The sequence below is a fragment of the Fibrobacter sp. genome (assembly GCF_017545445.1).
GTDB lineage: Bacteria > Fibrobacterota > Fibrobacteria > Fibrobacterales > Fibrobacteraceae > Fibrobacter.
The window spans coordinates 81,066-106,356 of sequence record NZ_JAFWOM010000175.1; the positions used below are offsets into that span (position 1 = coordinate 81,066).

A 25,291-nucleotide genomic window follows, 5' to 3' on the forward strand; every position below is an offset into this window, starting at 1 on the left:
CCGTAGGCTCGAGCCCATACCCAGCGTCACCTCCTACTGCCTACTAACCACTGTTTACTAACCATAACTCTCTCGTCTCTCGTCTGTTTTAGTAAATTATACACATGAAGTTGAATGCCAAGTTTTTCGCATTGTTTTTAAGCGTGTTCTCTTTAGCGTCTTTGGCGCACGCAGTGGATACGCTCGAAGTTTTTGTGCTGCGCGTGCAGTTCAAGGAAGAAACGCCGAACGATAATTCGCTTACGACGGGAACGGGAATTTTCGATTCCGATACGGCGACGTACAAACTGGACCCATCGGACAGTCGCGGGAGTAAGCATTATTGGAAAAAGCATCTGGATTTTGCGAATTCCTATTATCAGGCGGTGAGTGGCGGCGAACTTGTCGTCAAGTCGAGAGTGTTCCCAGAAAATGGGAAGGCCTATAATCTCGATAAGCCGATGATTGACTACAATCGTACCCAGAAGATGAAAGGCGAAAAGACGGCAGAGTATGATGAGGCTCGCAGTCGCGATTATTTGCAGTTTGTGTATGATGTCGTGATGGCGGTGCACAAGTCAGAAGATTCTCCGTTTAAAGTTCCGCTTCCCCAAAATTCTAATACCAAGCGCGCCTTTATGATTGCCCATGCTGGTGCAAGCCGTCTCCTCGACGGAGGGAGCATGGGACAAAAAGGTGCGAATACGCCTGGCGATTTCTTGGATATTTACATTTCGAGGGCCGATTGGATTTATTTACCCGATACGCTTTCGGGAGTCGTGATTGATAAAGTGGATTCTTTGAACAACGGCATTGTGTTGAAAGGTGCCGCAATCGATACGCTCAAGTCGATGATGGTGGTGAGCGAAACGGCTTCGCAGGACGGACTCAATTGGGGCATTAACGGCATTGTGGTGAACCAAATCGGGCGCGAACTGGGTATGCCCAATACCCATGACGCTGTAAAGGGTATTTCGCGTTTGGGGTATTTCGACATGATGGACTTTGCGGGCTACAATGCGGGCAACGGATTTTTCCCGGTGCTGCCTGCGGCGTGGGAACGCATTTACATGGGCTGGTCCAAGGTCAAGGAAGTGCGGCCTACGGCGGGCCATCCGGTGACGGTCGATATTGCTGCTGCGGGTAGCGGCCTTGGCACAGAAATTGTGAAAGTCGCTTTGAGCGCAAGCGAATACCTCTTGATTGAAAACCGCCAACGTTCTTGGAAAAAGGACGGCATGGTAGAAGTATATCTCGGCGAGGCCAAACCGAATAATGATACGACAATGAAGAGAAAAATTATTGTCGATAGTCTTTATACGATATTCGAGGATTCCATTTGCACCAAGGGCAAGTGCGAGCGCAATAAGAAAAAGGCGGAGGGACTTGTGCTTGGCGTAAACAGTTTCGATGCAGGCCTCCCGGCGAGCGGTATTGCCGTGTGGAAGGTGAACGATTGGTACTTGCGTGAATCTATGCAATACGGGGCTGCAAACCTTTGGGGCGGCGAACAGTATCGCGACCACCAGTTCGGGCTTTCGCTTGTGGAATCCGATGGTGTTCTGAGTATCGGCAAGACGTTCAAAAATGCGCTTGGCGAAGACTCCTATGATTACGGTAGCGGCGCGGACTTGTTGCCGAGTTTGCGTTTTGCCAAGGATAAAAAGTTTGATACGGTGAAGACGATTAAGCCGACGGGTTATGCGAATACGGCGACGACGCAGGGCGGCTATACGGGCATCAAGATAACGGTGGATGTCCCGAAAAACGCTCGCATCGAAAAAACGGCGAATGCGTTTATGGGCGATAGTGTCATGAACTTTGCAGCTCCTGTGATTAGCGTGACGATTAGCATTGATGACGGCAGCATCGAAAATTCGAAGTTCCCGAAAAATGTCGGGCTTGCAAATGCGGTACGCGGTGCGGTGTTCGTCAATTACGAAGACGACGAGACGGGCAAGGCGATTGTGTTTGCCGCAGAAGACGGAACACTCCAAGCGATGAACGCTCTTGGCGATACGTTGTTCATGGCCGATACGGTGGTGACGCAAAAGTCGCTTAACAGCAATGAAGCAAAACGCGAAATTCCGTTGTACCGCGTAGCTTCTGGAGATGGTCCGCTGGTTGGCATTGCAAGCGACGATAATTACGTGTATAGCTTGCATGAACACGCTTTGGTTCGCACGAAGTTCCTTACGGGAATGATCCCGCAGAGAGATGTGTTGAAGATTTCTGACAAGGCGATGGTGGGGCCGATTGTCTATAACGGCATCGTCTGGTTTGCGACGGATTCCAAGCTCGTGTATGCTCGCGAAAACAAGAATGGAAAATTTGAACGCGGTGGGAGCATTGGCTTCCGTAGATTCGTGCCGCAAGATATGGCCGTGTGCAAGCACAAGAACGAATCGGACGACCGCCTTGTGGTTGTTGGCGAAGATGGGCTTTGGTTCTGGGAAAATATTCGTCAACTGACCGTTGATTCGGCTGGGGATCTCGATGCTTCTGTAGATATTGTTCAATCACCGATGCGCGAAGGTGAAAGTTTCAAGGTCGCTTGCACGGACTTGGATAGGGACGGAAAAGTTGAACCGATTTTCGTCGGTAGCCGTGGGCGTGTCCGCGTGAATCATTTGGATGGAATGGCCGAACTTTGGTCCCGTTCATACAAGCGTGGAACCCATGGTACAAGCGGCCTCAAGGACGAAACATCTGGCTTTGCTCTTGGCGACATCAATGGCGACGGTTACCCGGAAATTGTATTCCTCGGTGATAACCTTGTTTATGCGCTTGACCGTTTTGGCGTGCCGATAGATGGGTTCCCGGTGACTATCAACCGCGGTGCGCCGATCGTCGGATTCCATAGCGATCCGCTTCTTGTCGATATCACGGGCGACAAAATTCCAGAAATTCTCGTGCCGTCCAATGATGGATTAGTTTATGCTTACACCGGCAAGGGCAAGCGCGTTTCGGACCGTTTCCCGATTGCGGCTGGCAGCTACGAATTGGTAGATTCTCTCGAACAAGTCGTTCCGATGAGCATTTACGTGACGGATGCGGTCAAGGGCTCCAAGGGGCCTGAACTTTACGCATTCCACAGAAATTCTGTGACGGCATTCCGCTTGGACAAGGCTGCGAACGGAGCCGAAAAAGCTGCCGCTGCATGGGCGCTCCCGGCAGGTGGCAACGAACGCACTGGGTTCTTCGATGCTTCCAAGCTCGGCGATGTCGAAGCTGTAAAAGCGAAAGACGAAATTTCGGAATTCTTCATTTACCCGAACCCGGTTCGCGGTGGCGAGGCGAAGGTCCGCATGGAACTTGGCGCAAAGCCGGAATCTATCAAGCTCGAACTTTATGACATTACGGGTTTGTGCGTGTTCAAAAAGAACATCCCGGATGGTGTTGCCGGCATGAATCAATCCGATCTTGACTTGCGTGATTTGGGCAGTGATGTTTATACGGCCCGCTTGAAAGTCAAGTTCGAAAGCGGCAAGACAAAACAGAAGCTTTACCGCGTGGGCGTAGTCCGTTAATCGTTCAACAAGGAGGCGAGTTATGCGTCAAAACAAAATAAAGTTCACTTATTTACCGTTGGCGTTTTTCTCGCTTTTATTTTCGCTTTGTGTGCTTGCTTCGCTTGTTGCATGTACGGCCAATGGCGAACCTGTTGAAGGCGAATATATATCCCCTATTGATGATGGCAAAACAAAGCCTGTGCCAAATTCTGATTCAAGTACGAAACCGAGTTCTAGTACAAATTCTGATGTCGATTCTTCATCGAGTACAGATTCTGTAATTGATTCTACGTTCTTTAGCATGTTTGAATGGGTGCGAGTTCCCAATGCCTCTATTCCGCGTGGAATAAACTATTTTAAAGTGAATTCATTCAAAATGACGACAACCGAGGTGACTCAAAAGATTTACAAGTTGATCATGAGAGATTTGCCGAAACAGTTTAAGGAAGGCGAAGACCGTGCGGTTTCTAATGTGAGCTGGTTTCAAGCGGCTCTCTTTTGCAATGCCATTTCGAGGTATTCCGGTCTTGATACCGCGTATGTTTATAAATCCATTTCAGGCGATTTTAATTTGGTCGATTTGACCATTGATTATTCTGCAAATGCGATTAGGCTTCCGACTGAAAATGAATGGGAAATTGCGGCTCGTGGCGGAACAAACACGACTTATTATTGGGATGCGGACATTGCTACGAAATATGCTTATTATGGACAAACTACAGGACCTGATACGGTGGCAAAAAGATTGCCCAATGATTTTGGGCTTTATGACATGGCCGGAAATGTTGCTGAGTGGGTAAATGACTGGTACGATGAATATCCCAAAACGGTAAGCGATAGTATTTACGTGGGGCCTGGAAAGGGAACGTACCGCGTTGTTCGCGGTGGCGGATGGTCGGATAAGGTAACCGTACTGGCTCCGAAGGAACGCGAAAAACTTGCTCCTGCCGACGCCAAGACGACTCTAGGCTTTAGACTGGTTTATTCTACCGGTTTTTAAGGTCCCCTCCCTTTTGCCTTGTTTGAAATTTTTTAGATTTTGCGCATGAAGTACGCCTGTGCGCTAGCCGCTTTGCTTTGCGGTCTTTTTTGGGGGTGTTCCGAAGAAAAATCGGAACGGCTTCCTGATTTGCCTCCCGTGGAAATTCCTGCGGATGTCTTTGGTTATTATTCGGGCCGTTTGCCGTGTGATGATTGCAAGTTGCGTGCAATCGACATGGATTTGCACAAGGATAGCAGTGCTTTGGTAGTTCAAAAGGTTTTGAAGGATTCCATGCATGTCGATACGCTTCGCGGATCGTTTGTGTATGCCGATAGTGTCGTAAAGATGCTTGTTTCGCAAGATTCTCTTGGTATGCTCTATTGGGTGTTCAAGCGTGATAAAGTTGGAAATTTGGTATTTATGAAATCGGGCGATGTCTATCGTGATGCAGACGGTATGAAGTACGTGATGGTCCGTTTTTATAAAAAATTAAAAAAGTGAGCGAGGATATATGTTTACAGCTTTGATTGCCGACGACGAACCTCTAGCACGTGTACGCATGCGTTCTCTGCTCGAAGCGTATTCTGGCGAAGTTGAAATTCTGGGCGAAGCGTCTTCCGGTGCGCAGATGATTGCTAAAATCCACGAGCTTGATCCGGATGTTGTTTTCCTTGACATCCAGATGCCCGACATGGATGCGTTCGAAGTTTTGAAGACACTGAACGAAGATGATATTCCGCTTATTGTTTTTACGACCGCTTACGATAACTTTGCACTCCGTGCCTACGAAGAGAATACGGTTGATTACCTCCTGAAGCCGATTGACCCGGAGCGCCTTGCTTCGACGATGGTGAAACTCCGCAAACGCATGCCGTACGAAAGTGGACAGGGGGTTCCGGCGGATTTTTCGTGGGACAAGTTTAGGGAATTGATGAGTTCAAGTTCGCTTTATATGCAGCGTTTACAAGTGAAATTGCCCGACCGCATTTTGCTTGTGAACATGGACGAAGTTATCCGTTTCCAGAGCGAAGAAAAATATACGACGGCTTACACGACTACAGCGCAGTACGTCATTGACCAGACGCTCGTAGAATTGGAAAAACGTTTGGATCCGCGTCAGTTTGTGCGCGTTCACCGTGCACATTTGGTAGCGATTGATTACATCGCTGAAATTAGAAAGACGGAAGCGGGTCGTTTGTGTGTCGTTCTTCGCGACAAGAACAGGACGCAGGTTACCGTGAGCCGTAATTTTGTAAAAACTGTGAAGAGTTTGTAATTTGGAGTTTTGATGGAACAGACACCTCAAAAGAAATCAGCAAAGACTTTTTTGAAATCGTTCACTCGTGAAGTTATTGTACCGGTTGTCCTTGCGCTTATTGTAATCCAGTACGTCATTCAGGCGTTCCAGATCCCGAGCGGTTCTATGGAAGATTCTCTCAAGACGGGAGACTTTTTGCTGGGCCTCAAGTTTACGTATGGTTCGCCGATACCTTTCTCGAACCAGAAGTTTCCGGGGTATGCAGAACCGAAGCATGGCGATGTGGTCATTTTCCGCTATCCGGGTGAGCCTGAATATCCCGATAACAATCCCAAGCGTTATACGCATTTGTTCAATGCGTTGATGCTTGGCAACTATTACTGGGATCATTCTCCCGAAAAAGGTCAGCCGCGTTTAGTGCATTACGCTGATGGCCCAAAGGATTACATCAAGCGTTGCGTTGCCGTGAGTGGCGATCCTGTTGCGGTGCATGGCGGCAAACTTTATTTGAACGGCAAGCGTCAGGATTCGCTCCCTGCGTTTGGAAAGTGGACGGCGAGCGTTCGCTCGCTCTCGCCGAGAGACGAGGTCGCAGAATTTGTTGTGCCTTCCGTGGGCGATACGCTGTACGTCGATTCTTTGCCGATGATAAAGCTTTGGTGGCTGCGTTCGTTGGTGGCACAGGAAAATCCGGATTCCTCCGTGAGCCTTGATCTTTCGCTATTGCGTGATGGTCGCGAAAACAACAATTATGTATTTAATGATTTCAGGTTCCCGGTTGAAAATGACCGTGGTATTGTGTTGAATGCGATGCTTTCCAGCAACCAGACTGTAGTTCAGAAACGCCTTACGCTTGGCGATACGTTGTCGGGGGCAATGCCGTTCAGCTATTTCAAAAATCTTGCAAAGGTTGGCTTTTTGCCGTTGATAGACCCGAAAGATGTGGATAATAACCGCGGCTTTTCTCGTCTTGTAAGTTACGTCTCTTTTGAAGGCTCGATTCTTCAGGATCTTGAAGGCAATGTGAATCGTTTGAATATGGTTTCGACTTCAGTTCCAGAATCTGGTGATTCGACGGTTTCGCCGGAGGCTGCTGCAAAGCCTCATTTCGAAATACAGAGAAACCTTTATCTGGGTTCCGAAAAAATCGACCGTTACGTTGTGAAGTATCCGCAATACTTTATGATGGGCGATAACCGTGACAATTCCGCCGATAGCCGTTATTGGGGTGTTGTCTCGCTTCGTAATATTCGTGCAAAGGCTTTTGTCATCTACTTCTCTTTTGATAATGATGACCAAAAATTTGCTTTCGGTAATCCGTTTACCTGGTGGAGAATTCCGTTCCGCATCCGTTACACCCGTATTGGCAAAATTATCGACTTGATTAAATAAATGAAGTTCTCGAAGGTCGCATACTTCTTGGTGTCATGCCTGATGATTGTCGCTTGCGCAACGCAAGTGGCTCCGACGGGCGGTCCCGAAGACAAACTGCCGCCGCGTGTGGCGGGAGTCTTGCCTGCACCAAATACTGCAAACCATCCGAATGAACTTTATGTGAAACTGGAATTTGACGAGTGGATTAACGCCTCGATTCCGCGTGGCGCGATTTCCATTTCGCCTCCGATTGAAAAAAAATTGAAGCACGAAGTTCACGGCAAAACGCTTGAAGTCTATTCGCGTGCGGAACTTGATACTGGGACGACTTACACGGTCACTTTTGCGGGTGGCATCAAGGACTTGCGCGGGAATGCGCTTGCAAAGCCGTTCCAAGTCGTATTCTCGACGGGTGCTATCATTGACTCGCTTACGCTTACTGGACGTGTGATGGTTCCTGATTCTCTTGTCCGCAAAAAGTCGTATCCGAGCGTGGGTCTTTATTTGATGGGGTCGGAACGCGAGTCGAAACGCTACTTGCAGAAGTACCGTGATACGGTAACGCAAGTGCTGGATTCACTCCCGATGCTCACGAAAGAAGAACCGCTTTACCTCACAGCCGCAGATAGCATTGGAAACTTTACGCTTACGGGGCTTAAAGCAGGGCGTTACCGCGTTATCGCTTTTGTCGATGGAAATGGCAACCACAAAATCGAGCCTTCCTCGGAACTTGCGGGTGTCTGGGTTTCGGATTTGCAACTCACGGAATCTACTCAGGATACTTTATGGATTGCCCTTGTCAATCAAGATACTTCGCTCTTGGAGATGGATAACGTAACGCAACCGTTTGCGAACGTACTCGAAGCGAACTTTACTCGCCGCGTATATTTTGATTCTGCTTTTGCGGATACTTCTAACTGTTATCTAGCATCGCGGGATGGCGATACGCTTTATCCCCGGTTTGCTTATCTCGGGACTTCAAATGTTCCTCGGTTTTATTTTGACCCGAAACCGAAAGATGAAATTCTTTACACGTTTGTTTGTAAAAATGCGAAGGATTCGCTTTCTCATGCTTTGGACACTGCAAGGAATTACGCTGAAATTGAATGGAAGGAAATGTCCGCTGATACGTTGGCTCCGTCTATCCAAATGGTGCAAGTGATGGGCAAATCAAAAAATGCCTTCCCGGACGATTCCTTGGTCGTGATTTATAATAAGCCTGTTTTGGATTCGCTGAAGGACATGTTCTTCTTAGTCGAAGGTAAGGATACTGTTCCTGTTTCTGTCAAAAAACTGGATCCGATCCGCTATGTGGTGTTGCGTGAAAAACCGTGGCCTACGGATACCAAGTTCAGTTTGTTACGTGGCTACCGCGATACGACGCTTGCCAAAGCAGATAGCAATGGAGTCCGCGATACTGTGATTCAGACGAAGTACGAACGCAAACTCCAGTTCGAAACGATTTCCAAGTTGAAACTAGCATCGCTTGTGGGTAAAATCCCCGGTGCAAAGGCGGATGCTCTTGTTCGTCTCAAATCTGTGGAGACTGGAAAGTTTGAATTTGCAAAATGTTCCGCTCATGGGGTGTTTTCTTTTAATGACCTTGTTGAGGGCGGGTACATTATTGACTATTATTATGCAGACAAGGGGTCGGATTTGCCTAATGGTGGATCTATATATCCCTTTAAATACGGTTCTGCATGGAGAGCTCCGCTTGACACGTTGAAACTGAAGAGTGGTGCGAACGATTTGGAACAACTGATGCCGAATTTGCCGGCATTGCCTTAAAGGATGGAAAAAGATGGAAAAGATTCCCGCATTTGTGGCGCTTGACTTGGAAACGACAGGTCTCGATTTTGAGAAGGATGAAATTATTGAGGTTGCACTTGTTCGCTTTGAAAATGGCGAACCGAAAGATAATCTCGATTTCTTAGTGAAGCCCTCCTCTGCGGAACTCCGCCCGTTCATTGAAACGCTCACGGGGATAAGCAAGACGGATTTGGATGCTGCTCCCGATTTTGCGACGGTTGCCGGTCAGATTTGCTCGTTTATCGGGGATCTCCCGGTGGTGGCGCACAACGCCCTCTTTGATTCCAAGTTCTTGAAGCAGACTTTCTCGAAAGTTGGGATTTCTTATGATTCCCATGTGTTTTGGGATTCCCTCACGCTCTCTCGCATTGCGTTCCAGAATGTCCCGAACCATCGTCTCGATACGTTGGTGCAGGAACTTGAAATTGAACGTAGCCGTGCCCACCGTGCATTGCCAGATGCCGATGCTTGTGGACGCTTGTTCGTAAAGGCTCTCGAAAAAATTTTTACGATGGATCCGTGGATTTACGATGCTCTTTCTAAAGTTGCCAAGGGTTCCGGTTACGAGACGCTTTTTACTTCGAACGTCGAGACGCTTGCTCCACCGAAGTACAAGTTGCCTACAGCTCCTGCTCTAGAAGCTTTGCCCAAGTCCAAGGCTCCGCGTGTGAGCGAATTCTTTAAAGAAGGCGGTTTTATTTCGTTCGTCTTGGATAATTACAAACCGCATCATAACCAGCAAGATTTTGCGTCTGTCATGGAACGCAACATGTACAAGGGTGGCCTTTGCGTGCTTGAAGCTCCGACCGGTTCAGGGAAGACTTTGGCTTACTTGATTACAGCCGCGAACAAGGCTATTACGGGCGAACGCGTGATTATCAGTACTGCGACACGTGCTTTGCAGGAACAACTTTGGACGGAATCCATTCCGCAGATCGCTAAGATTTACAATGGCGAACTTCGCCCGGCGATTTTGAAGGGCCGCGATAACTACCTTTGCCTCCGCAAGTTCGAAGAACTGCTGATGCATCCGCAAACGCTCCTCTCCACTGAAGAACGCGATTCCTTTATGGCGCTTATTCCGTGGGTTCTCACGACCGAAACGGGCGACATCAACGAATGCAATTCCTTTAGCCAGAGCCGTAATCGTGTGCTTTGGTCCAAGCTTTCGTGCAGTGCCTCTTGCTGCAATGGCGAAAATCATTCGCATCACGAAAACTGCCCGGCGCTCATTGCAAAGCGCAAGGCAATGAATGCGAACATGGTGCTTGTAAACCATTCGCTCTTCCTTTCGGACTTGCAGCTCGATTTTGCTTTGCTTCCATCTTACGAACATATCGTGTTTGACGAAGCGCATCGCCTGCCTGAAATCAGCAATCAAGTGTTTGGCCGCTCCATCTCGTTCTTCGGATTCAGGAATATTGCGAAGACGCTTGAACCCTCCAAGGCGGGTGGCGATGGCCTTATTGCAGAAATAGCAAGCCGTATCCCGGCAGAACAGCCGGAACTCCACGAACTTTGCGATAAACTCGTCGAGGCTTTGACCGAATCCGAAAAGGCTTTGCATCGCTTCTTCATGAAAATTGGCAAGAAACTTGCGAAGCAGAAAAATGGACGCAGTGGTTTCTCTTATACGAAAAGCATTCTTGCGGAATTCGAGGCGGATCCGGCTACATTCTTGGAACAGTATTCGAATGCTCGTGCTTTATCGGAAAAATTGGTTGCCGCTACTGCAAATAACGATTCTCTTAAGGGTGTCGTGAACGATCTCGAAGGCCGCATGACCGAAATAAATCATTTCATTTCGGACTTTGAATTTGTTGTAAAGGCCGGTCGTGCGGATTGGGTGTTCTACATGGAAGAACCTTTCAATCCGCATACAATCAAGCTGCATGCGCTCCCGCTCCATTCCGGTAGTATCTGGAAAGAAAAATTCTATCCGTGGATCAAGTCTGCAACGTTTACATCGGCGACGCTTTCTGTACAGTCCGATTTGACGTACTACTTGCAAAAAATGGGTATGGACGGACTCAGACCGATTAAGCAACCGTTCGTGCGCATTTATACGGAACCGTCTGATGTGAATGATCGCCGCTCTGTGATGATTGCAAAGTTCCTTCCGAAACCCTCGGCTTCGGAATTTGGCGACGCTTTGAATGATACGCTTTTGCAGGTACTCCCCGCTATCGAAGAAAATACGATGGTGCTCTTTACGAGTGTTGCGACAATGATGAAGGCTCAGGCCGCACTTGCTCCGGCATTTGCCGAACGCAACAAGCTTTTGCTTTGCCAGCATGTCGATGGTTCGCTTGACGGTCTCGTTGCGATGTTCCGCAAGGAACGCGGTGCTTGCTTGCTCGGTTGCCAGAGCCTCTGGGAAGGCGTTGATTTCCCAGGCGATGCGCTCAAGCTGCTCGTCATCACAAAACTCCCGTTCCCGAATCCGACGGATCCGCTTGTCGCTGGCATCACGAACGAAATGAAAAATACGAACAAGAATTTCTTCAAGGATTACTTTGTTCCTGAAGCTTATACGGAATTGCGTCAAGGCATGGGGCGTCTCCTCCGCTCTGATTCTGATTCCGGCAAGGTTCTCATTCTGGATAACCGCGTGATTCTTGAACGCTACGGCAAGACGTTCTCCCGTATTTGGAATTTCAAGCACCGCATTGCAGGCTCCGTGAACGATATCCTGAGATTCGTGAAATAAATCGGCTTTGGGAAACCGTCATCCTCGACCCTAGAGTGCGAAGCACAACAGGGGAGGAAATCCAGAGCATGTAATGCGGCTTCGGGGCTCGCTTCAAGTTCACTGAGCCCGCCGAAGTGAACAACGTGTCATCCTGAGCGAAGTCGATATATGAAACTTGGGGCTTTAGCCCCTTAGTTGAATTATACTCAAAGAGCATAACTCTACTAGGCCACTAAAGTGGCGAGTATCGTTTAGGTTCGTAGGAGCAGGATCCAGAGCATTGTCATGCCGGCCTTTGTGCCGGCATCTCCTTTTTATATCGGAACAAACGATTTTTTTGTATATTCTGTAATAGCGGTTTATAAAGTTCGAGAAGGTCCCCGTTGTCAAATCAAGAAGAAAAAAGCACTGAAGCAAAAGTGGATTCATTTGGATATTCGCTTGTGAAGGATATTACAAGAATTGGCGTAATTCTATTTGCGTTATTCCAATGCTTGGTTTTGGCAATGTGCTATTCACCTAGACGTTCAATAACGACATCTCGCTATCCTCTGGTATCCTTGAAGGATAAAGATGACTATCCGCCTTGCATTATTGAAGACAAGAAAATTTATCATTATGTACATGAAGAAGGTTTTGGAACTTTAGAATCTTATCATGATTTTAAGGAAATCAAGGACAAGGGTGTCTTTCTGTATGAAGACCTTAATTCGTCTGTTCAACTTCCTTTGATATCTTATTACAAACCCTATCCTGGTTGGATATATTGGAACGGTGACGGTTCTCTCTATTTTTTTATATACGAAAAGAAAAATGAATATGTTGTTTATTATTATGGTGCTACCCCTAATATTGTAGCCCAAGATTTTGTCGTAGAGAACAATCCTTTTTCTAAAAAACTCGTTGTTAAAGAATTAGATCATTCTCATATAAACGACTTGTATTTGAAAGATGCTCTTTGCAAAGGGTGGCATGATTAAGATGATTTCAAGAATATTGTCTTCCATCTGTATTTTGGCACTCTGTTTTGGTGTGTTCGTAAAATTTTATGGAATTATATGGGGAATATCCTTAGGGTATTTTAAAGCGGATTGGGTGATTCTATGTATTTCTGGACCGATACTCTTGTATGCCGCGATTGCTCTGTTTTTTGAATTGTTGAATTTTAAAAGTCGCTTTTTCCCTAAAGGCTTATGGATCGTTCTTATCTGGTTAGATGTTTTTATTTATTGTGCATTTTTTTGGTACAGTAATGTCTCTAGTTTTGGAAATGACAAAACCGCTACAGTTACAAGCGTAGAATCAAAAACGGAGTGCCATTGGGATGATAACATGGATGTGATTCTTGAAATTTACACATGCCAAATGGATCCGAACTGCAAGCATCTTTTTAAGGAATTGAAGAGTTTCTATGATGAGATAAGTCCAGAGAGCAAAAAATGCCTTCTGGATTCCTTGGCTAAAATGCCAACAGCTAACCACTAAAACTTCACTGGATCCCCTCCCTGACGGTCGAGGATGACGCTCTCCCCCTAACCACTGCTTAAATTTCTCTCGTCTTTGTACAAGTACCAAATGCTTGGCTCAGTTATAGGTCAGCGAGCTACCCTGCAACATTCGCCTTACGCATTTGTCGTCTGTAGCTGCGTAGCAGCGTTCTTTCGTCTATCTCACACCTGTTCACGTGTGTAGCCCCTTCACTAACAGCCCGTTTTTTATTATATTTGGCATCCTGTTTTAAGGTGCATAATGTTTGATTTAAACGTTTTTTTTGATGGTATGTCCAAGCCCTTGCTTCGCAACGCCCATGCTAATGCGTTCGGCAAAAAGGGACTTTTGAATAATGCTCTCATCCAGTCCGAAACGCTGTCGTTCTATTCTGACAAAAATCGCGTGGCGGGCTTGTTTGCCAAGATGGAATTGTGGCAGCGTCGCTGCTTGAACTTGATATACAACAGCGGATCCAGAGGGCTTGCCTTTAACGAACTTCGACTGTCGGTTCCTGTGAGCAAGAACCGCGAACTCCAGACGTTCCTACTTTCGATGTGCCGCGAATACGTCATTTACCGTTCCTTCGTGGGTGGAACTCCTATTTACATAGGGTTTAGCGATTTTATCGGGTGCTTTGAGGTCAAACCGGAAGGCGAAATTGATACATCGTCTCCGCTGGTATCGTACCAGAACCTCTTAGATTGGCATATCTGTGTTGTGCTTGCCAATGCTAAGAAAAAGCAACTTCGTGTCAATAGCAATGGAACGCTGCATCGTCGTGGCCGTCAAGTTTGTGCGGAATCATTTATTTCGGCTCGTCATGCGTCCGAAAAAGCGTGCGAACATGAAATCGCTCTTATCTTCAGTTTCCTCGTACAGAACGGCTGGCTTGAACGTGAAAATACGTTCTTGCTCCCCTCCGCATCGGCGATTGATTTTATTCATAAAAACGGTTTCCGCTTGCATCAGGACGTGATTTCATGGTGGATTAAGGAACGTTTCCATGGAGATCGCGATCTTTGTGCCCGCTTGTTGAACTATTTGGGTGATGGTCTTTCGGCTACCGATGCGGCCCTCCTCTTCTGGGTGATGGACCCGTCTTACCGCATTCAGGAAAAGTGCAAAATTTTGCCTTGGGAATTTTTGCCGCGTCCACTTTGCGAACTTTGGCTTTTGGGCCTTGTCGATTTCCGCATGGCTCAAGGGAAGGTTACTTCTGTGGTGCTGAGCCAGTCGGGCAAGGATTGGCTTGCGACTTCTATTGCTTCTATTCCTGATGCAAATCTCACTTCTCTTCCGAATTTTGACTTGGTTGTTTCGACAGGTATGGCACCGCGAGTGCTTTACTCTCTCGCATGCCTTGCGAAAGTCAAGAATGACGAAACATTTCTTTGCTTTACGCTAGACAAAGAGACGTATGTGGCTGGCCTCAAGTGTGGCTTCCCGGAATCCGAAGTCGAGAATCTCCGCAATTGGATTAAGCCTCCTGAGAACGTCTCTTCGACACTTGCCGAATGGAATGCGTCGTTCTATGGAGCTAAAGTTCGTACGGCCCGACTCCTGAAGGTCGAAAGTGTAGAAGTGCTGAGTGAACTTTCTCGCTTTCCGCAGTTCATGGAATGCACCGAGGAATACATTCCGGGGTACGGCTTTATCTTGAATCCAGAAAGGGAAGCTCGTGCGTTTGAAATTCTAGAAAATTACGGATTTTTCCCGTATGTGGGTGAATCGACGGAAAACCGTGCGCCGGCTTCTCTCGACGAATGGCGTGCCGAGTTCGCGATTGCATGGCCGGATGCCAAGAAAATCGATTATGATTTGAAGGATGATGCGGATGAAGCGTCGGCTCAGGCGACAATGGATTCTACCAAGTATGGAAGCGTTTATCAGAAATTGAGTACGTTTGACTTGGTGAAGGTACTCCGTTACGCAAAGACCGTCGGTACTCCGCTTGCTGCAAAAATCATGGACACTACCAAGCGAAACGCAAAGCTCGAAGAGAAAATGTTCTACGTCCATGCGCTCCACCTTGCGAAATCCCCCTCGATGGTCGAAATCCAGGAAAGCGGCAAGGAAGAACGTTTCTCGCTGGATTTGTCCTTTATTCGCGAAATCAAGGTCTTGGGTAAGAAAGCTGCCGCTCCACAAGCGTAAAAACTTGCAATGGACCTCTACAACGCCCTCGTCTCTGCGAGGGTGTTTTGTATTCTTGTGTTTGTATTGGATATAGGTGATGTCGGTACTCTACACTTGGTTGGCATGTGTATCTTTGGTACCCTAATTTACTATATTATGGACGAATTTTATTACAAGTACATACTCGGAGTTCTGAGTGAACAAGAAAAAAATTATTCTATTTCCGCTTTTGGCTTTTCTACTGTCGTCCTGCTTGTTTGACACGGATGATGATGGCTTGTCTAACTGGCTCTCTGATCAAGGCATGCCTAGCAATTACAAGGTTCAAACGGTGACGGTCAGTAACTTGAAACCGGTGTCTGCCGAAGTTTATAGTAATACCACTCCAACAACCGCTTATGCTACTGGCATTTTCGGTGCTCGGTCGGGTATGTCGCACGATTTGGTTTTTGACTTTGGTATAGACAGTGCTTTTTTGGCGCGGGCTAAATTAGCAGATTCGTCGAGATCTATTTTATTCCTTTACCTTGTGGATTCTTATTATAAATCTGAATATTTGCCGTCGAAGGTTTTGCCCATTGAAGAAGATGTGAAACTCCATGTGAGCTGGACTATCTCTGATAAGTTGAGTAATCGTGAACTTGATGATTTGGAGGATATCGAGGATTCTGTTTGGATCAATGAGTTTGACTCTTGGAAATCGAAAAAGTCTGCGGATACGACGCTCACTATTTCGGTTCACAAAAAAGATTCTCTCATGATGTTGGCTCTTGATTTGCCTAAGGCTCTTGGCGAAGATATTCGCAAGCGTTCTGGGAACCGCCGTTTGCAGTTGCGGTTGTCCGCCCCCGAAGCATCGAATGTTTTCCGCGTCTATGGATCTTGGCATACGACGAATTTCCCTCGTTTCCGTTTGGTGGCGATGAATAACGATACGACGTATCAGTATGCATCGTACATTCCGATTCATGCTGCTACGGTTAGCAAGAATCAAGAAAAATGCTCTGACTGCTTGATTTTGCACGGTGGCGGTTTTGATTCTCTTGAAGTTGAGTTTCCTTCCAAGCCTATTTTGAAAGCGTTGGCGGATTTTTATGGAGATGAATTCCCTTATACGAAGGGTGATAGTAACGATGTGCGTCAGGCGGTCGTGGTGGCTCAGATGTCGTTCTATAGGGACGATTCCAAGGGTGAAAGTGAGCTTGGTTTGCCGATCGTGGTTCGTGCCGGTTCTTTCTTGGATAGTGTGGGTAAGGCTATTTCTTTTTGGGAAAGCTACAAGTTGGACAAGCCGCGTATTCTTGAAAGCGGACACCCGAACATGGTGTTCTATGATGGCGATTCGCTTTTGTTGCAGGTGACTACCGGTATGCGTGATTTTATCAACAGAGCAAGTGATGGACGCCCGTTCAAGATGATGATGCGTCTTGAACGCTCGGTTCTTTTGGACAAGGATACTATTTTCGTTGACAATCCGTATAATGGGGACACTTCTTACGTGTTCTTCCCTTATAGTGATTTCTCCCGTTACGATTTCACTTCCATCAAGAATAAACCGGCAACACTTAAGCTGTGGCTTGCTACCAAGCGTGGCGAGAAAACGGATGAAAAGAAAACTGTGAAAATAGACACAGCCGTGTCTGTAAAGACGGATAAGAAGAAAGTCGCAACCTCTACTGCACGCGGGGGTAAATAATGAAAAAGTTTATTAGTGCTTTGCTTTGTGCTGTAGGATTTTCCTCTGCGTCGATGATTGCTCCTGATGCTATTGGCGAAGAACAGATTGCGGGGGGCTCAGCCGCTATGGCGGGGCGCGGTTTTGCCGGTAACGCAAAGACTGGCGATATCGAAGGTGTATCCGTGGTGAACCCGGCACGTCAGGCGTTCGATACAAAGGTTGTCTTGAATTTGAACTTTTTGTTGGGCATTTCGACCGTAAGTCGTTCGAATGTTGATTTTACCAAGACGAGTATTTCGATGCCTTCCATGAACCTTTCGTTCCCGATGGGCGATTTCGGTACGATTGGCGTTTCGTTGTGGCAACACTATGCCAGTTCGATTCGTGAAGATGTCGATAATGAAAAAGAAAATTGGTATGCTGAGATTGAATACCAGAGTAGTATTTATGAACTTGTTCCGACTTATGCAATCAGGCTCCCGTTCTTCCGTGCTGTATCTTTAGGTGCATCGGCGCATTTTGTGATGGGAAGCTTTAACCGCAATCTCATGCTTGGACCTGACAATAGCGGAATTGACAGTGTTGACGCTTGGGCGACAAACAACACTTACGTTTCAGATCACGTAAATGGGGACTGGGAAATCAAGAACCATTCGGCTTATTATACGTTTGCGGCTCAGTACCGCGGTCGCATGGCTTCTTATTTCTTCTCGTTCACGACGCCCTATACGTTGTCCAATACGTTGAATTACAATTTCAGATTCAGCGAGACGGATACGCTTGCCCCGACGCGCTATACGCGTGAAATCAAGGTGCCTGCGATGCTTGCGACTGGTGTCAATTACCGTTTGAACAAGCGTCATAACGTGATGGCGGATATCGCATGGCGTGCTTGGGACCGTGATATCGAGAATGTCGCCGGAAGCTGGAACATGGCCCAGGTGACAAAGACTCAGAGCGACTTTAATATTTCTATCGGCTACCAGCGAGACGGAAGTGATGTCTTCTATGAATCCTATTGGGATCGCATGGTTTATAGGGCTGGTCTCTGGTACAAGAACTGGTATGTCGAAGATGTTTCTGAAATTGGCGGATCCATTGGTGTCGGGTTCCCGTTGGGGCGTCGTGGCACGATGCTGGATTTGGCGATTCAGGGGGGTGTACGCTTGACGGATGATGACCGTAATTGGGATGAATCTTTTATTGGAATCCGTCTAGGCTTAGTTGGTGTAGGAAGTTGGGGTAAAACCCGTGGTCAGTAAGATTTAATCAGAAGGAGATCGAAAATGGCTACTAAGAAAAAAGTGGAAAACATAGAGACGCCGGTGGCTGAAAAGAAGCCTGTGGCGAAGAAGGTCGCAAAGAAGACCGCAGAGAAGGTGGTCTCCGAAGAAAAACCGGCTGCAAAGAAGGTCGTGGCGAAAGTGGCTAAGAAGCCGACCGCAACGGTGGAAAAGGTGGCGGCAAAGGCTGCTCCTGCAAAGAAAACTGTGAAGGCTAAGGCCGAGAAGGCTGAAGCTCCGGCCAAGGCAAAGGCTGCAAAGACGACTTCTAAAGTTTCTGAAAAGACTACAAAGTCTGTTGCTGCTGCAAAGAAAGTGGTCAAGGCTGCAACGAAGGCTAAAAAAGTCGATGTCGAAGTTGTAGAAACTCCGGCTGCAAAGAAGGCCACAAAATCAACTCCAGAAGCTTTGCCGCAGTCTTTCGATCCCGAATACCTTGTTCTCATGCAGAAGGATCCGAACTGGATGCAAGCGTTCTGGGAAGTTTCTGAAGAACGCGTCAAGGCTGCAAAGAAGGGCAAGGGCAAGCTCGTACTTCGCTTGTTCGATATCGCAAACGACTTGACGGTCAAGCGCAACAAGAAACTCAAGTTCCACGATATCGTGGTTCCTGAAGATGCCCGCAGCTGGTACGTTGAAAATAAGGTAACGCAGAACTGCGCTGCTGCACTTGGCGTTGTTTCAGGAAACAAGTTTGAAGCTCTCGTTGAAGCTGGCCCGATGCAGACGTTCACGCTCGAAGGTTCCGAAGTGAATCCGGAAAATGTATTCGTCCGTGCATCCCTTGGCGGTGCTACGCTCGGCGGCTTTGGCAGCTCGGGACTTTCTTCGATGTCTGCAAAGAACTGGCTCGAAAATGCTGTGAACGGACTTTCGAGCTCTTCGGGTTCCATGTTCTCGGGCGCACTTTCGAGTGCCGCTCTTAAGAGCAACAAGCTTGAACTCCCGAAGGATTCCGTGAACTACGGCAAGGACTTCTTCTTGTGGGTGAAGACCCGCTTGATCGTCTATGGCGGCACGCGTCCGGACGCTCATTTGCAGGTTCGCGGTGAACCGTTCCCGCTGAACCCGGATGGCACTTTCAGCTTTGAAGAAGACCTCCCGGATGTGACAAAGATTATCCCAGTCTTTGCTACTGACAAGGATGGCGACTTCCCGACAACAATCGTTCCGATCGTCGTAAAACGTACGGAATAATGGCGAAGCCCGGCAAAGTTCATCTTTTACTTCACGCACATTTGCCGTTTGTGCGTGAACCCTCATACGACCGGTTCTTGGAAGAGAACTGGTTTTTTGAGGCTATGGCAGAAACGTACTTGCCGATAATCCAGATGCTGAACCGTCTGGAAGAAAAGGGCGTGCCGGGCACGCTCAATTTTAGCGTTTCGTCGGCTCTCTTGGCGATGCTTACGGATAAGCTTTTGCTTGATCGTTTTACGAATCATTTGCATAAACAGTTGGAGCTGGTTGAACGCGAAAAAATCCGCCTTCAGAACAATTCCGAGTTCTTGGAGGTGGTGAACTTTTATTACCGCAGACAAATTGCGTTAATCAATACATGGGAACGCGATTGCGGTTGCGAAATTATCCCTGCGTTAAAGCGTCTGGAGCAGATTGGCAAAATCAACTTGCTCACTTGCGTCGGGACGCACCCGTTTTTGCCAGCGTACCAGAGCGATGTCGATGCGATTCGCTTGCAACTGAAAATTACAGTCCGTGCGTTCGAAGATGCTTTTGGCAAAAAACCGCAGGGCTTGTGGCTGCCGGAATGCGGCTATTTCGAAGGCTTGGATGCGATTCTTGCGGAATACGGATTCAAATACTTTTTCTTGGAAACGCATGGCGTGCTGCTTGCGAAACCGGCTCCGAAGTATGGCGTGTTTGCTCCGATTAAAACGCCTGCGGGGCTGTATTGCTTTGGTCGCGAACAGAGCAGTTCCATGGAAGTGTGGAGCCGCAAAACGGGCTATCCGGGTCATCCTGAATACCGCGAGTTTTTCAAGGATATTGCGCATGAACGCGAAAGCGAATATTTAGGCGATTATTTCCTTGCCGCAGGCGCGCATATCGAGACGGGCCTCAAGTATTACCGCATTACAGGGAGCGAAAACAAGAAAGTTTATCGTCCGTGGAATGCGCTCCGCTTAGTTGAAGACCATGCCCGTTTGTTTATTGCAAACCGCGAAGAGACGGTTTCGAATTTGCTTCCGAACATGGACGGCAACAAGGTTGCTATCCTTTGCCCGTACGATGCGGAACTTTTTGGCCATTGGTGGTTCGAAGGTCCGCTGTTCATCGAAAAGATGTTTGAACGAGCCGCAAGCTCGAATGTTGTTGAAATGGCTTCGCTCGAAGATTCTGTGCCGTCGTCGCAAAAGTTTGCTGGAAAAATCGCAGATGAAGATGTCCATGCCCCGATTTTCTCGTCGTGGGGCGAGGGCGGCTTTGGCGAAGTCTGGATGAATGACGCTGTTGCTTTCCAGTATCCGATGTTCTTCAAAATGCGTCGCATGATGGACGACTTGAAGTCGCGCATTTCTAAAGCTGTTGGGACTGCGCGCGGGACTGCGCGAGGTTTGAGTGGTGCAAAGTTTGCTGGAACAGCGGCGAATTTCAAAACTGCGACCGCAAAAAGGTTCCTCGCGCAGATGGCGCGCGAACTTGTGCTGTTCCAAGCTTCGGATTGGGCGTTCATGATTCATAACCATTCTGCGGAAGATTACGCTCGTGCCCGTTTGTGCGAACATTACGAAAACGTTTGCAAGCTTTATGCAGATGCGGTTAAGGCCAAATCGGATACGCGATTGCTCAAAATGCTAGAACAAAAGAATAATCTATTCCCGTGGATCGGGGAATGCCTTAAATAATGGATCCCCTCCCTGGCGGTCGAGGATGACTCCTTCCTACCGCCTACTTCCTACTGTCTACTAGTATATCACTATAAAGCTTGTTGTTTTGCCTTTATTGCCGACGCGGAAGTGATAAACTCCTGGAGCCATCATTGATTTGACTTTATCTTCTTGCAAGCAGAATGTTGTACCCTCGTATTTTTCTTGCGCGACTAAATCGCCACGTCTATTGCGAATTTCGATGAATTTTTTGTCGTGGGGGAGCGGGGCAAAACAGAGGGGGCCGTGTCTCCATGGAACAGGGTATGCGTGCGGTGCTGCGGTATTATTGACGATGGGGATGCTTTCTGATTGTCCGAGTCTGCTGAAAATCCATGTGGTGGAATCGCTGGAGGCCAAGACGACAGCGAGACTGTTTAGTGTCTTGTTGTTTTCAATTTTATGGATTGTCGCTTTGCCGTCTTGGTATGCAATGACGGTTGCTTTACCGATAAAGTCTGTTAAATCGGGCTCGGTGAATCCTTTGGGATTATGGTAAAAATCGAATGCAAGACTTTCGATATTGGGGGTGATGGTATTATCTGCTTTAAATTTTGCTGATGACCATTGCGATTGATCGTCATTAATCCATTCTTTTTTATGGAGTGCGGAACTGCGTTGTCCCGAAAACGAGAGTCGGACGGAGTAGTCGTGGAATACGCTGTCTGCATCTAGCTTGAGTGCTTTCAGTGCTGCTTCGATTTGGTATTCGAAATTTTTATTTGGATTCTTGGAATAGTTTTCCCAAATAGATTTATCTAGACCTTCTGAAATTTTATGGTATAGATAAAGGAATAAAGTCGATGCTCCGTAATTTTGGAAAGTATTAGAGAGCGGCTGTCCTGTTCTATCAAAAAAATTAGGTAAATAGCGGAAGTAATCGTCAATTTCTGGGTTTGTGATTTCTTCAAATCCGGCTGCAGAAGCTTCAAACCAGAATGATTCATTGACGACGTAGCTGATGTAGCTGAGTTGTATTGCGTGGTAGAATTCGTGGAAAATGGTTACGCGGAGACCTTTGTTCCATTCTTCGGAATATGAAAAATTGTGCGTTTTATTGCGTAACGGGTTTGTGGGTTTTGTGTATAAGCAAGTGTCTCCATGGACGAAAATCGTGTCTCGGTTGTTCTTGTTTGGACAAGTGCTGTAGAAGTCGTTCTCCATGAAAATATGTGAAGTCGTGTTGTCGTCGAATGGATATGTGATTCCAAAGTTTTCGGCACATCCATTTCCATTGATGAGGTTGTCTCTAATTTGGTTGATGTCAATAATTTCGACGGGATAGAGACCTTCTTTAATTTTTTGTTGGAAATGATGGCTTATGCGAGGCCCTTTAGGAGTTCGCATTTTTAGCTTGTTGATGTAGAAGTTCCAGGCTTCTTCAAAGATGGCTGCGGTACTGTCGGCGAATGCTTTTGTGGTTGCGTGCGGACCCGTCAAAACGTACATGACTTGAAAATGTGATGTTTCGATGGTATAGACGGAGTCGTAGTAGTCTTGGGCGGAACATTTCGTGTTATAATTGGCAATTTGGACTCTTGTGTAGCCTGGCTGTTTCCGCTCTTTGATGAGGTTTTCAAATAGCGTCATTGTTCCGCAGCTACCTTCGTAGGCGTGCACGAAACTTGTAATTGTAAATAAAGTCAAAAAGGCGAGGCCGTTCCAATGGATGTGCGAAAAAAAACGTGCGAAGAATAACATGTTACAGGACTCCTGCGTCTTGGAGAATTTGCCTTGCTTTTACCGTAATTTCTGTGGGAACGGTCAATTGCTTTTGATGGTGCGGCTTGATTCGTGCGTCGATGATAAGCGGTGCTTTGCATTTCCAGTGCTTGTCGCAAATGGATTCGTCAAGGCCGTAAATGTCTTGTGCGGGGTCGGAACGCGTGAACGTGAGCCACAAGAAATCGCTGAGAATGTTGTTTGTGGTGTTGCCTGCTGCGTTGTTGACGGCACCTTCGTCGATGATGGAAATCCACGGATAGTTTTCGCGGAATTCCCAGTGGGCGAAGGCTGCTTTGAGTTCGTGGAACGTTTCGCTATTCGCGGAGCTTGTTGTAAATGCCGGGCCTTCAATCATTAGCACGCCGGGCATTACGATGGCGGCAACTTTAAAACCCTGCGGTAGCGTGAGCGATTCTAAGTCGGCGGAATTGTTGCGGAGTTCGCGGATTTTCTTGCCGGCGGCGGCAATGACGACTTTCGAACCATGGTTGAGGCTTGTGCCGGTGTAGTCGAGCGTATCAATCGTTGTTGCAGTTTGGAAATGCAAATCGCGGTCGAAGTGGAGGCGTTCCAGAACGTGCGTAAAAAATGCAGGAACGTCATCGACTAGATTTTTTCTCGGCACTTCGGCAGGCTCAGTGACCTTGTGCTGAACATCTTCCTTTGCGGCGATCAGCAGATATTTGGTGAGGCTCGCTTGGTTGAATCCGAGCATTGCATTCGCCGTCTTTAAAAGTTCCATCGGTTCGCGTTCTTCAGCGGTGGCGTACGGGCGGAACGCTTCGGAGGCGAGCGCTAGGCAAAGCGGATGCACGCCTGCTTCATCGACGGCGTGAATTCCATAAACTCCCGGAAGCGAAGAGGGGACCATCGGCTGCGTGATTTCGTGGATGTACTTTCCGAATAACGTATCTTCTTGCGGTGGACGCCCGACGACTGTGAACGGAAAAATGGCGTTCTTTTTGCAGAGCACTTTATGCACTTTCATGCACGGGAAATCGTGCTTGCCGGAGTAGTATCCGATGTGGTCGCCAAACGGGCCTTCGGGCTTTAAGCCTTGTTCGAGTTCACCTAGAATGCAAAAGTCCGCATCGCTCGAAACGAGATAGCCATTATGTTCAAAGTAACGGAACCGGCGATTGCCGAGCATGCCTGCGAACAACAGTTCCGAAAGATTCTCGGGCATGGGCATTACAGCCGCGAACGTGTGCGACGGGGGACCGCCAATGAAAATGCTCACCTTGAGCGGCCTACCTTCTTCAATCGCCTTTTGATGGTGACGTGCGATGTCGCGTTTAATTTGGTAGTGCAGCCCGCATTCTTCGTTCGGCGCGTAATCGTTCCCGGAAATCTGGATGCGGTACATGCCCACGTTTGTCTGCATGACGCTTGCGTTTTCGCTTGGGCGTGTGGCGACTTGCGGAAGCGTGATGAAAGCTCCGCCGTCGAGCGGCCAAGAGACGAGTTGCGGCAAGTCTTGCAAACTGCATTCTTCAAAATCGTTGATGCTTCCCGATCGCATGGGGAGCGATGTCAACCCTGCGCGAGCGGCCTTGAAAAGCGTTTTCGGCGATTTTAGTGCGTTTTTTAAAAATTGAATCGGGTTGGATTTGAAAAGGACAGCCGCTCTTGTTTGCTCGAATCCGTCGCGGAACAAAAAATTGAACCGTTCGTCGTTTCCGAAAATGTTACATGTGGCACGGAACTTGCTCCCTTTGACATGTTCGAAAAGGAGTGCAGGGCCATTTTGTCTGAAATTCTCCCTCGCGATTTCGGCCATCTCCAAGTGCGGATTGACTTCGGCGTGAATACGTTTGAGCATTCCCGCTTTTTCCAAATCCAGCAGGGCCTGTTCGAGGGACTTGTACATGATGTTATCCGGCTGTTGCGGATTGGTCTAACGCTTCGAAAGCCTGCGTCTTTTTCTTTGCTTCAACAATTGCAATTTGTTCACGAGCCATTTCTCTTGCGGCAAATGCATAAACCATGCTAGCGCTTGCCATGACAATCGAGAACGTATCTTCTGCAAAATCCTTGCAGCCTTGGAAAGAGATGTCGTCAAAACAGGTCGTAATGCCTTTGACAGAATCGAACTTGTGCGTAGCGGTAAAACCACGGAACGGCCCTTCGCCTAAGCGAACGACAATTTCTATGACGTTATCTGTTTTACCCGGATTGACCGCTCCGATGATGCCGGTCCAACTTACTTTCCTAAAACCAGCTACGATTGTGTAGCGGATAAATTCGCCCGGTTCAATGCTCTTTGGCAACGTGTAGTAAATAACGGCATTCGTCCCCACGGACAAGGTCATAGGTGCATAGCGCAAGATGTCAAGCGTATCCGAAAGAGTACCGTATTGCCAAGAAGTTTGACTGAATTGAACCATGGCCTATAATGTAGTAAATTTTTTTCGATTTTTTACCATTTATCGCACATTTTTAATCTTTAATCCGAGAAAGATTATTTACTGGGTTGTCAAAGAA

Annotated in this window: 17 protein-coding genes; 14 read left to right on the top strand and 3 right to left on the bottom strand. The window is 47.5% G+C overall.

Annotation, left to right across the window (positions count from 1 at the left end; all coding sequences use genetic code 11):
• Positions 1 to 104 precede the first annotated feature (104 nt).
• The 14 genes from IKG78_RS20105 (at position 105) to IKG78_RS20170 (ending at position 21,061) form a co-directional block, all read left to right on the top strand.
• Positions 105 to 3,509, top strand: a complete 3,405-nt coding sequence (locus tag IKG78_RS20105) for a hypothetical protein (RefSeq protein ID WP_290947428.1) — start codon at positions 105 to 107, stop codon at positions 3,507 to 3,509.
• Positions 3,510 to 3,531: 22 nt separating this feature from the next.
• Complete coding sequence (locus IKG78_RS20110; protein WP_290947431.1) at positions 3,532 to 4,491, top strand: formylglycine-generating enzyme family protein; 960 nt, start codon at positions 3,532 to 3,534, stop codon at positions 4,489 to 4,491.
• Positions 4,492 to 4,536: 45 nt separating this feature from the next.
• Positions 4,537 to 4,974 (top strand): copper resistance protein NlpE N-terminal domain-containing protein, encoded by a 438-nt coding sequence (locus IKG78_RS20115; protein ID WP_290947434.1) that lies wholly within the window; start codon positions 4,537 to 4,539, stop codon positions 4,972 to 4,974.
• A 10-nt stretch (positions 4,975 to 4,984) separates the two neighbouring features.
• Entirely contained in the window at positions 4,985 to 5,749 is a 765-nt protein-coding gene (locus IKG78_RS20120; RefSeq protein WP_290947437.1) for a LytTR family transcriptional regulator DNA-binding domain-containing protein, read from the top strand.
• A gap of 12 nt (positions 5,750 to 5,761) precedes the next feature.
• Complete coding sequence (lepB, locus tag IKG78_RS20125) at positions 5,762 to 7,123, top strand: signal peptidase I (protein WP_290947440.1); 1,362 nt, start codon at positions 5,762 to 5,764, stop codon at positions 7,121 to 7,123.
• Positions 7,124 to 8,893 carry an Ig-like domain-containing domain gene (locus IKG78_RS20130; RefSeq protein WP_290947443.1) on the top strand — a complete coding sequence of 590 codons (1,770 nt, stop codon included), beginning with the start codon at positions 7,124 to 7,126 and terminating at the stop codon, positions 8,891 to 8,893.
• Between the two features lie 13 nt (positions 8,894 to 8,906).
• Entirely contained in the window at positions 8,907 to 11,624 is a 2,718-nt protein-coding gene (locus IKG78_RS20135) for a helicase C-terminal domain-containing protein (protein ID WP_290947446.1), read from the top strand.
• Between the two features lie 365 nt (positions 11,625 to 11,989).
• Positions 11,990 to 12,586 carry a hypothetical protein gene (locus IKG78_RS20140; protein WP_290947449.1) on the top strand — a complete coding sequence of 199 codons (597 nt, stop codon included), beginning with the start codon at positions 11,990 to 11,992 and terminating at the stop codon, positions 12,584 to 12,586.
• The gene (locus IKG78_RS20145; RefSeq protein WP_290947452.1) at positions 12,579 to 13,091 is read left to right on the top strand and encodes a hypothetical protein; all 513 of its coding nucleotides are present in this window, start codon (positions 12,579 to 12,581) and stop codon (positions 13,089 to 13,091) included. Before IKG78_RS20140 ends, IKG78_RS20145 begins: the two co-directional genes overlap by 8 nt.
• A gap of 264 nt (positions 13,092 to 13,355) precedes the next feature.
• The gene (locus tag IKG78_RS20150) at positions 13,356 to 15,251 is read left to right on the top strand and encodes a hypothetical protein (protein WP_290947455.1); all 1,896 of its coding nucleotides are present in this window, start codon (positions 13,356 to 13,358) and stop codon (positions 15,249 to 15,251) included.
• A gap of 178 nt (positions 15,252 to 15,429) precedes the next feature.
• Entirely contained in the window at positions 15,430 to 16,929 is a 1,500-nt protein-coding gene (locus IKG78_RS20155) for a hypothetical protein (protein ID WP_290947458.1), read from the top strand.
• Positions 16,929 to 18,173 carry a hypothetical protein gene (locus tag IKG78_RS20160; protein ID WP_290947461.1) on the top strand — a complete coding sequence of 415 codons (1,245 nt, stop codon included), beginning with the start codon at positions 16,929 to 16,931 and terminating at the stop codon, positions 18,171 to 18,173. The genes IKG78_RS20155 and IKG78_RS20160 overlap by 1 nt, the downstream gene beginning before the upstream one ends.
• Before the next feature lie 24 nt (positions 18,174 to 18,197).
• Positions 18,198 to 19,391, top strand: a complete 1,194-nt coding sequence (locus tag IKG78_RS20165) for a DUF4912 domain-containing protein (protein ID WP_290947464.1) — start codon at positions 18,198 to 18,200, stop codon at positions 19,389 to 19,391.
• Positions 19,391 to 21,061: a 1,4-alpha-glucan branching protein domain-containing protein gene (locus IKG78_RS20170; protein ID WP_290947467.1), complete on the top strand. Its 1,671-nt coding sequence runs from the start codon at positions 19,391 to 19,393 to the stop codon at positions 21,059 to 21,061. Before IKG78_RS20165 ends, IKG78_RS20170 begins: the two co-directional genes overlap by 1 nt.
• A 60-nt stretch (positions 21,062 to 21,121) precedes the next feature.
• On the opposite strand, the gene IKG78_RS20175 is transcribed toward IKG78_RS20170, so the two are convergent.
• Genes IKG78_RS20175 through IKG78_RS20185 form a run of 3 tightly spaced genes read right to left on the bottom strand, consistent with a single transcriptional unit; the run spans position 21,122 to position 25,194 of the window.
• A complete protein-coding gene (locus tag IKG78_RS20175) occupies positions 21,122 to 22,783 on the bottom strand; it encodes a hypothetical protein (protein ID WP_290947470.1) in 1,662 nt (553 codons plus the stop codon).
• A gap of 1 nt (position 22,784) precedes the next feature.
• Positions 22,785 to 24,677, bottom strand: a complete 1,893-nt coding sequence (locus IKG78_RS20180; protein WP_290947474.1) for a UbiD family decarboxylase — start codon at positions 24,675 to 24,677, stop codon at positions 22,785 to 22,787.
• Positions 24,678 to 24,681: 4 nt separating this feature from the next.
• Positions 24,682 to 25,194, bottom strand: a complete 513-nt coding sequence (locus IKG78_RS20185; protein ID WP_290947477.1) for a hypothetical protein — start codon at positions 25,192 to 25,194, stop codon at positions 24,682 to 24,684.
• Positions 25,195 to 25,291 lie beyond the last annotated feature (97 nt).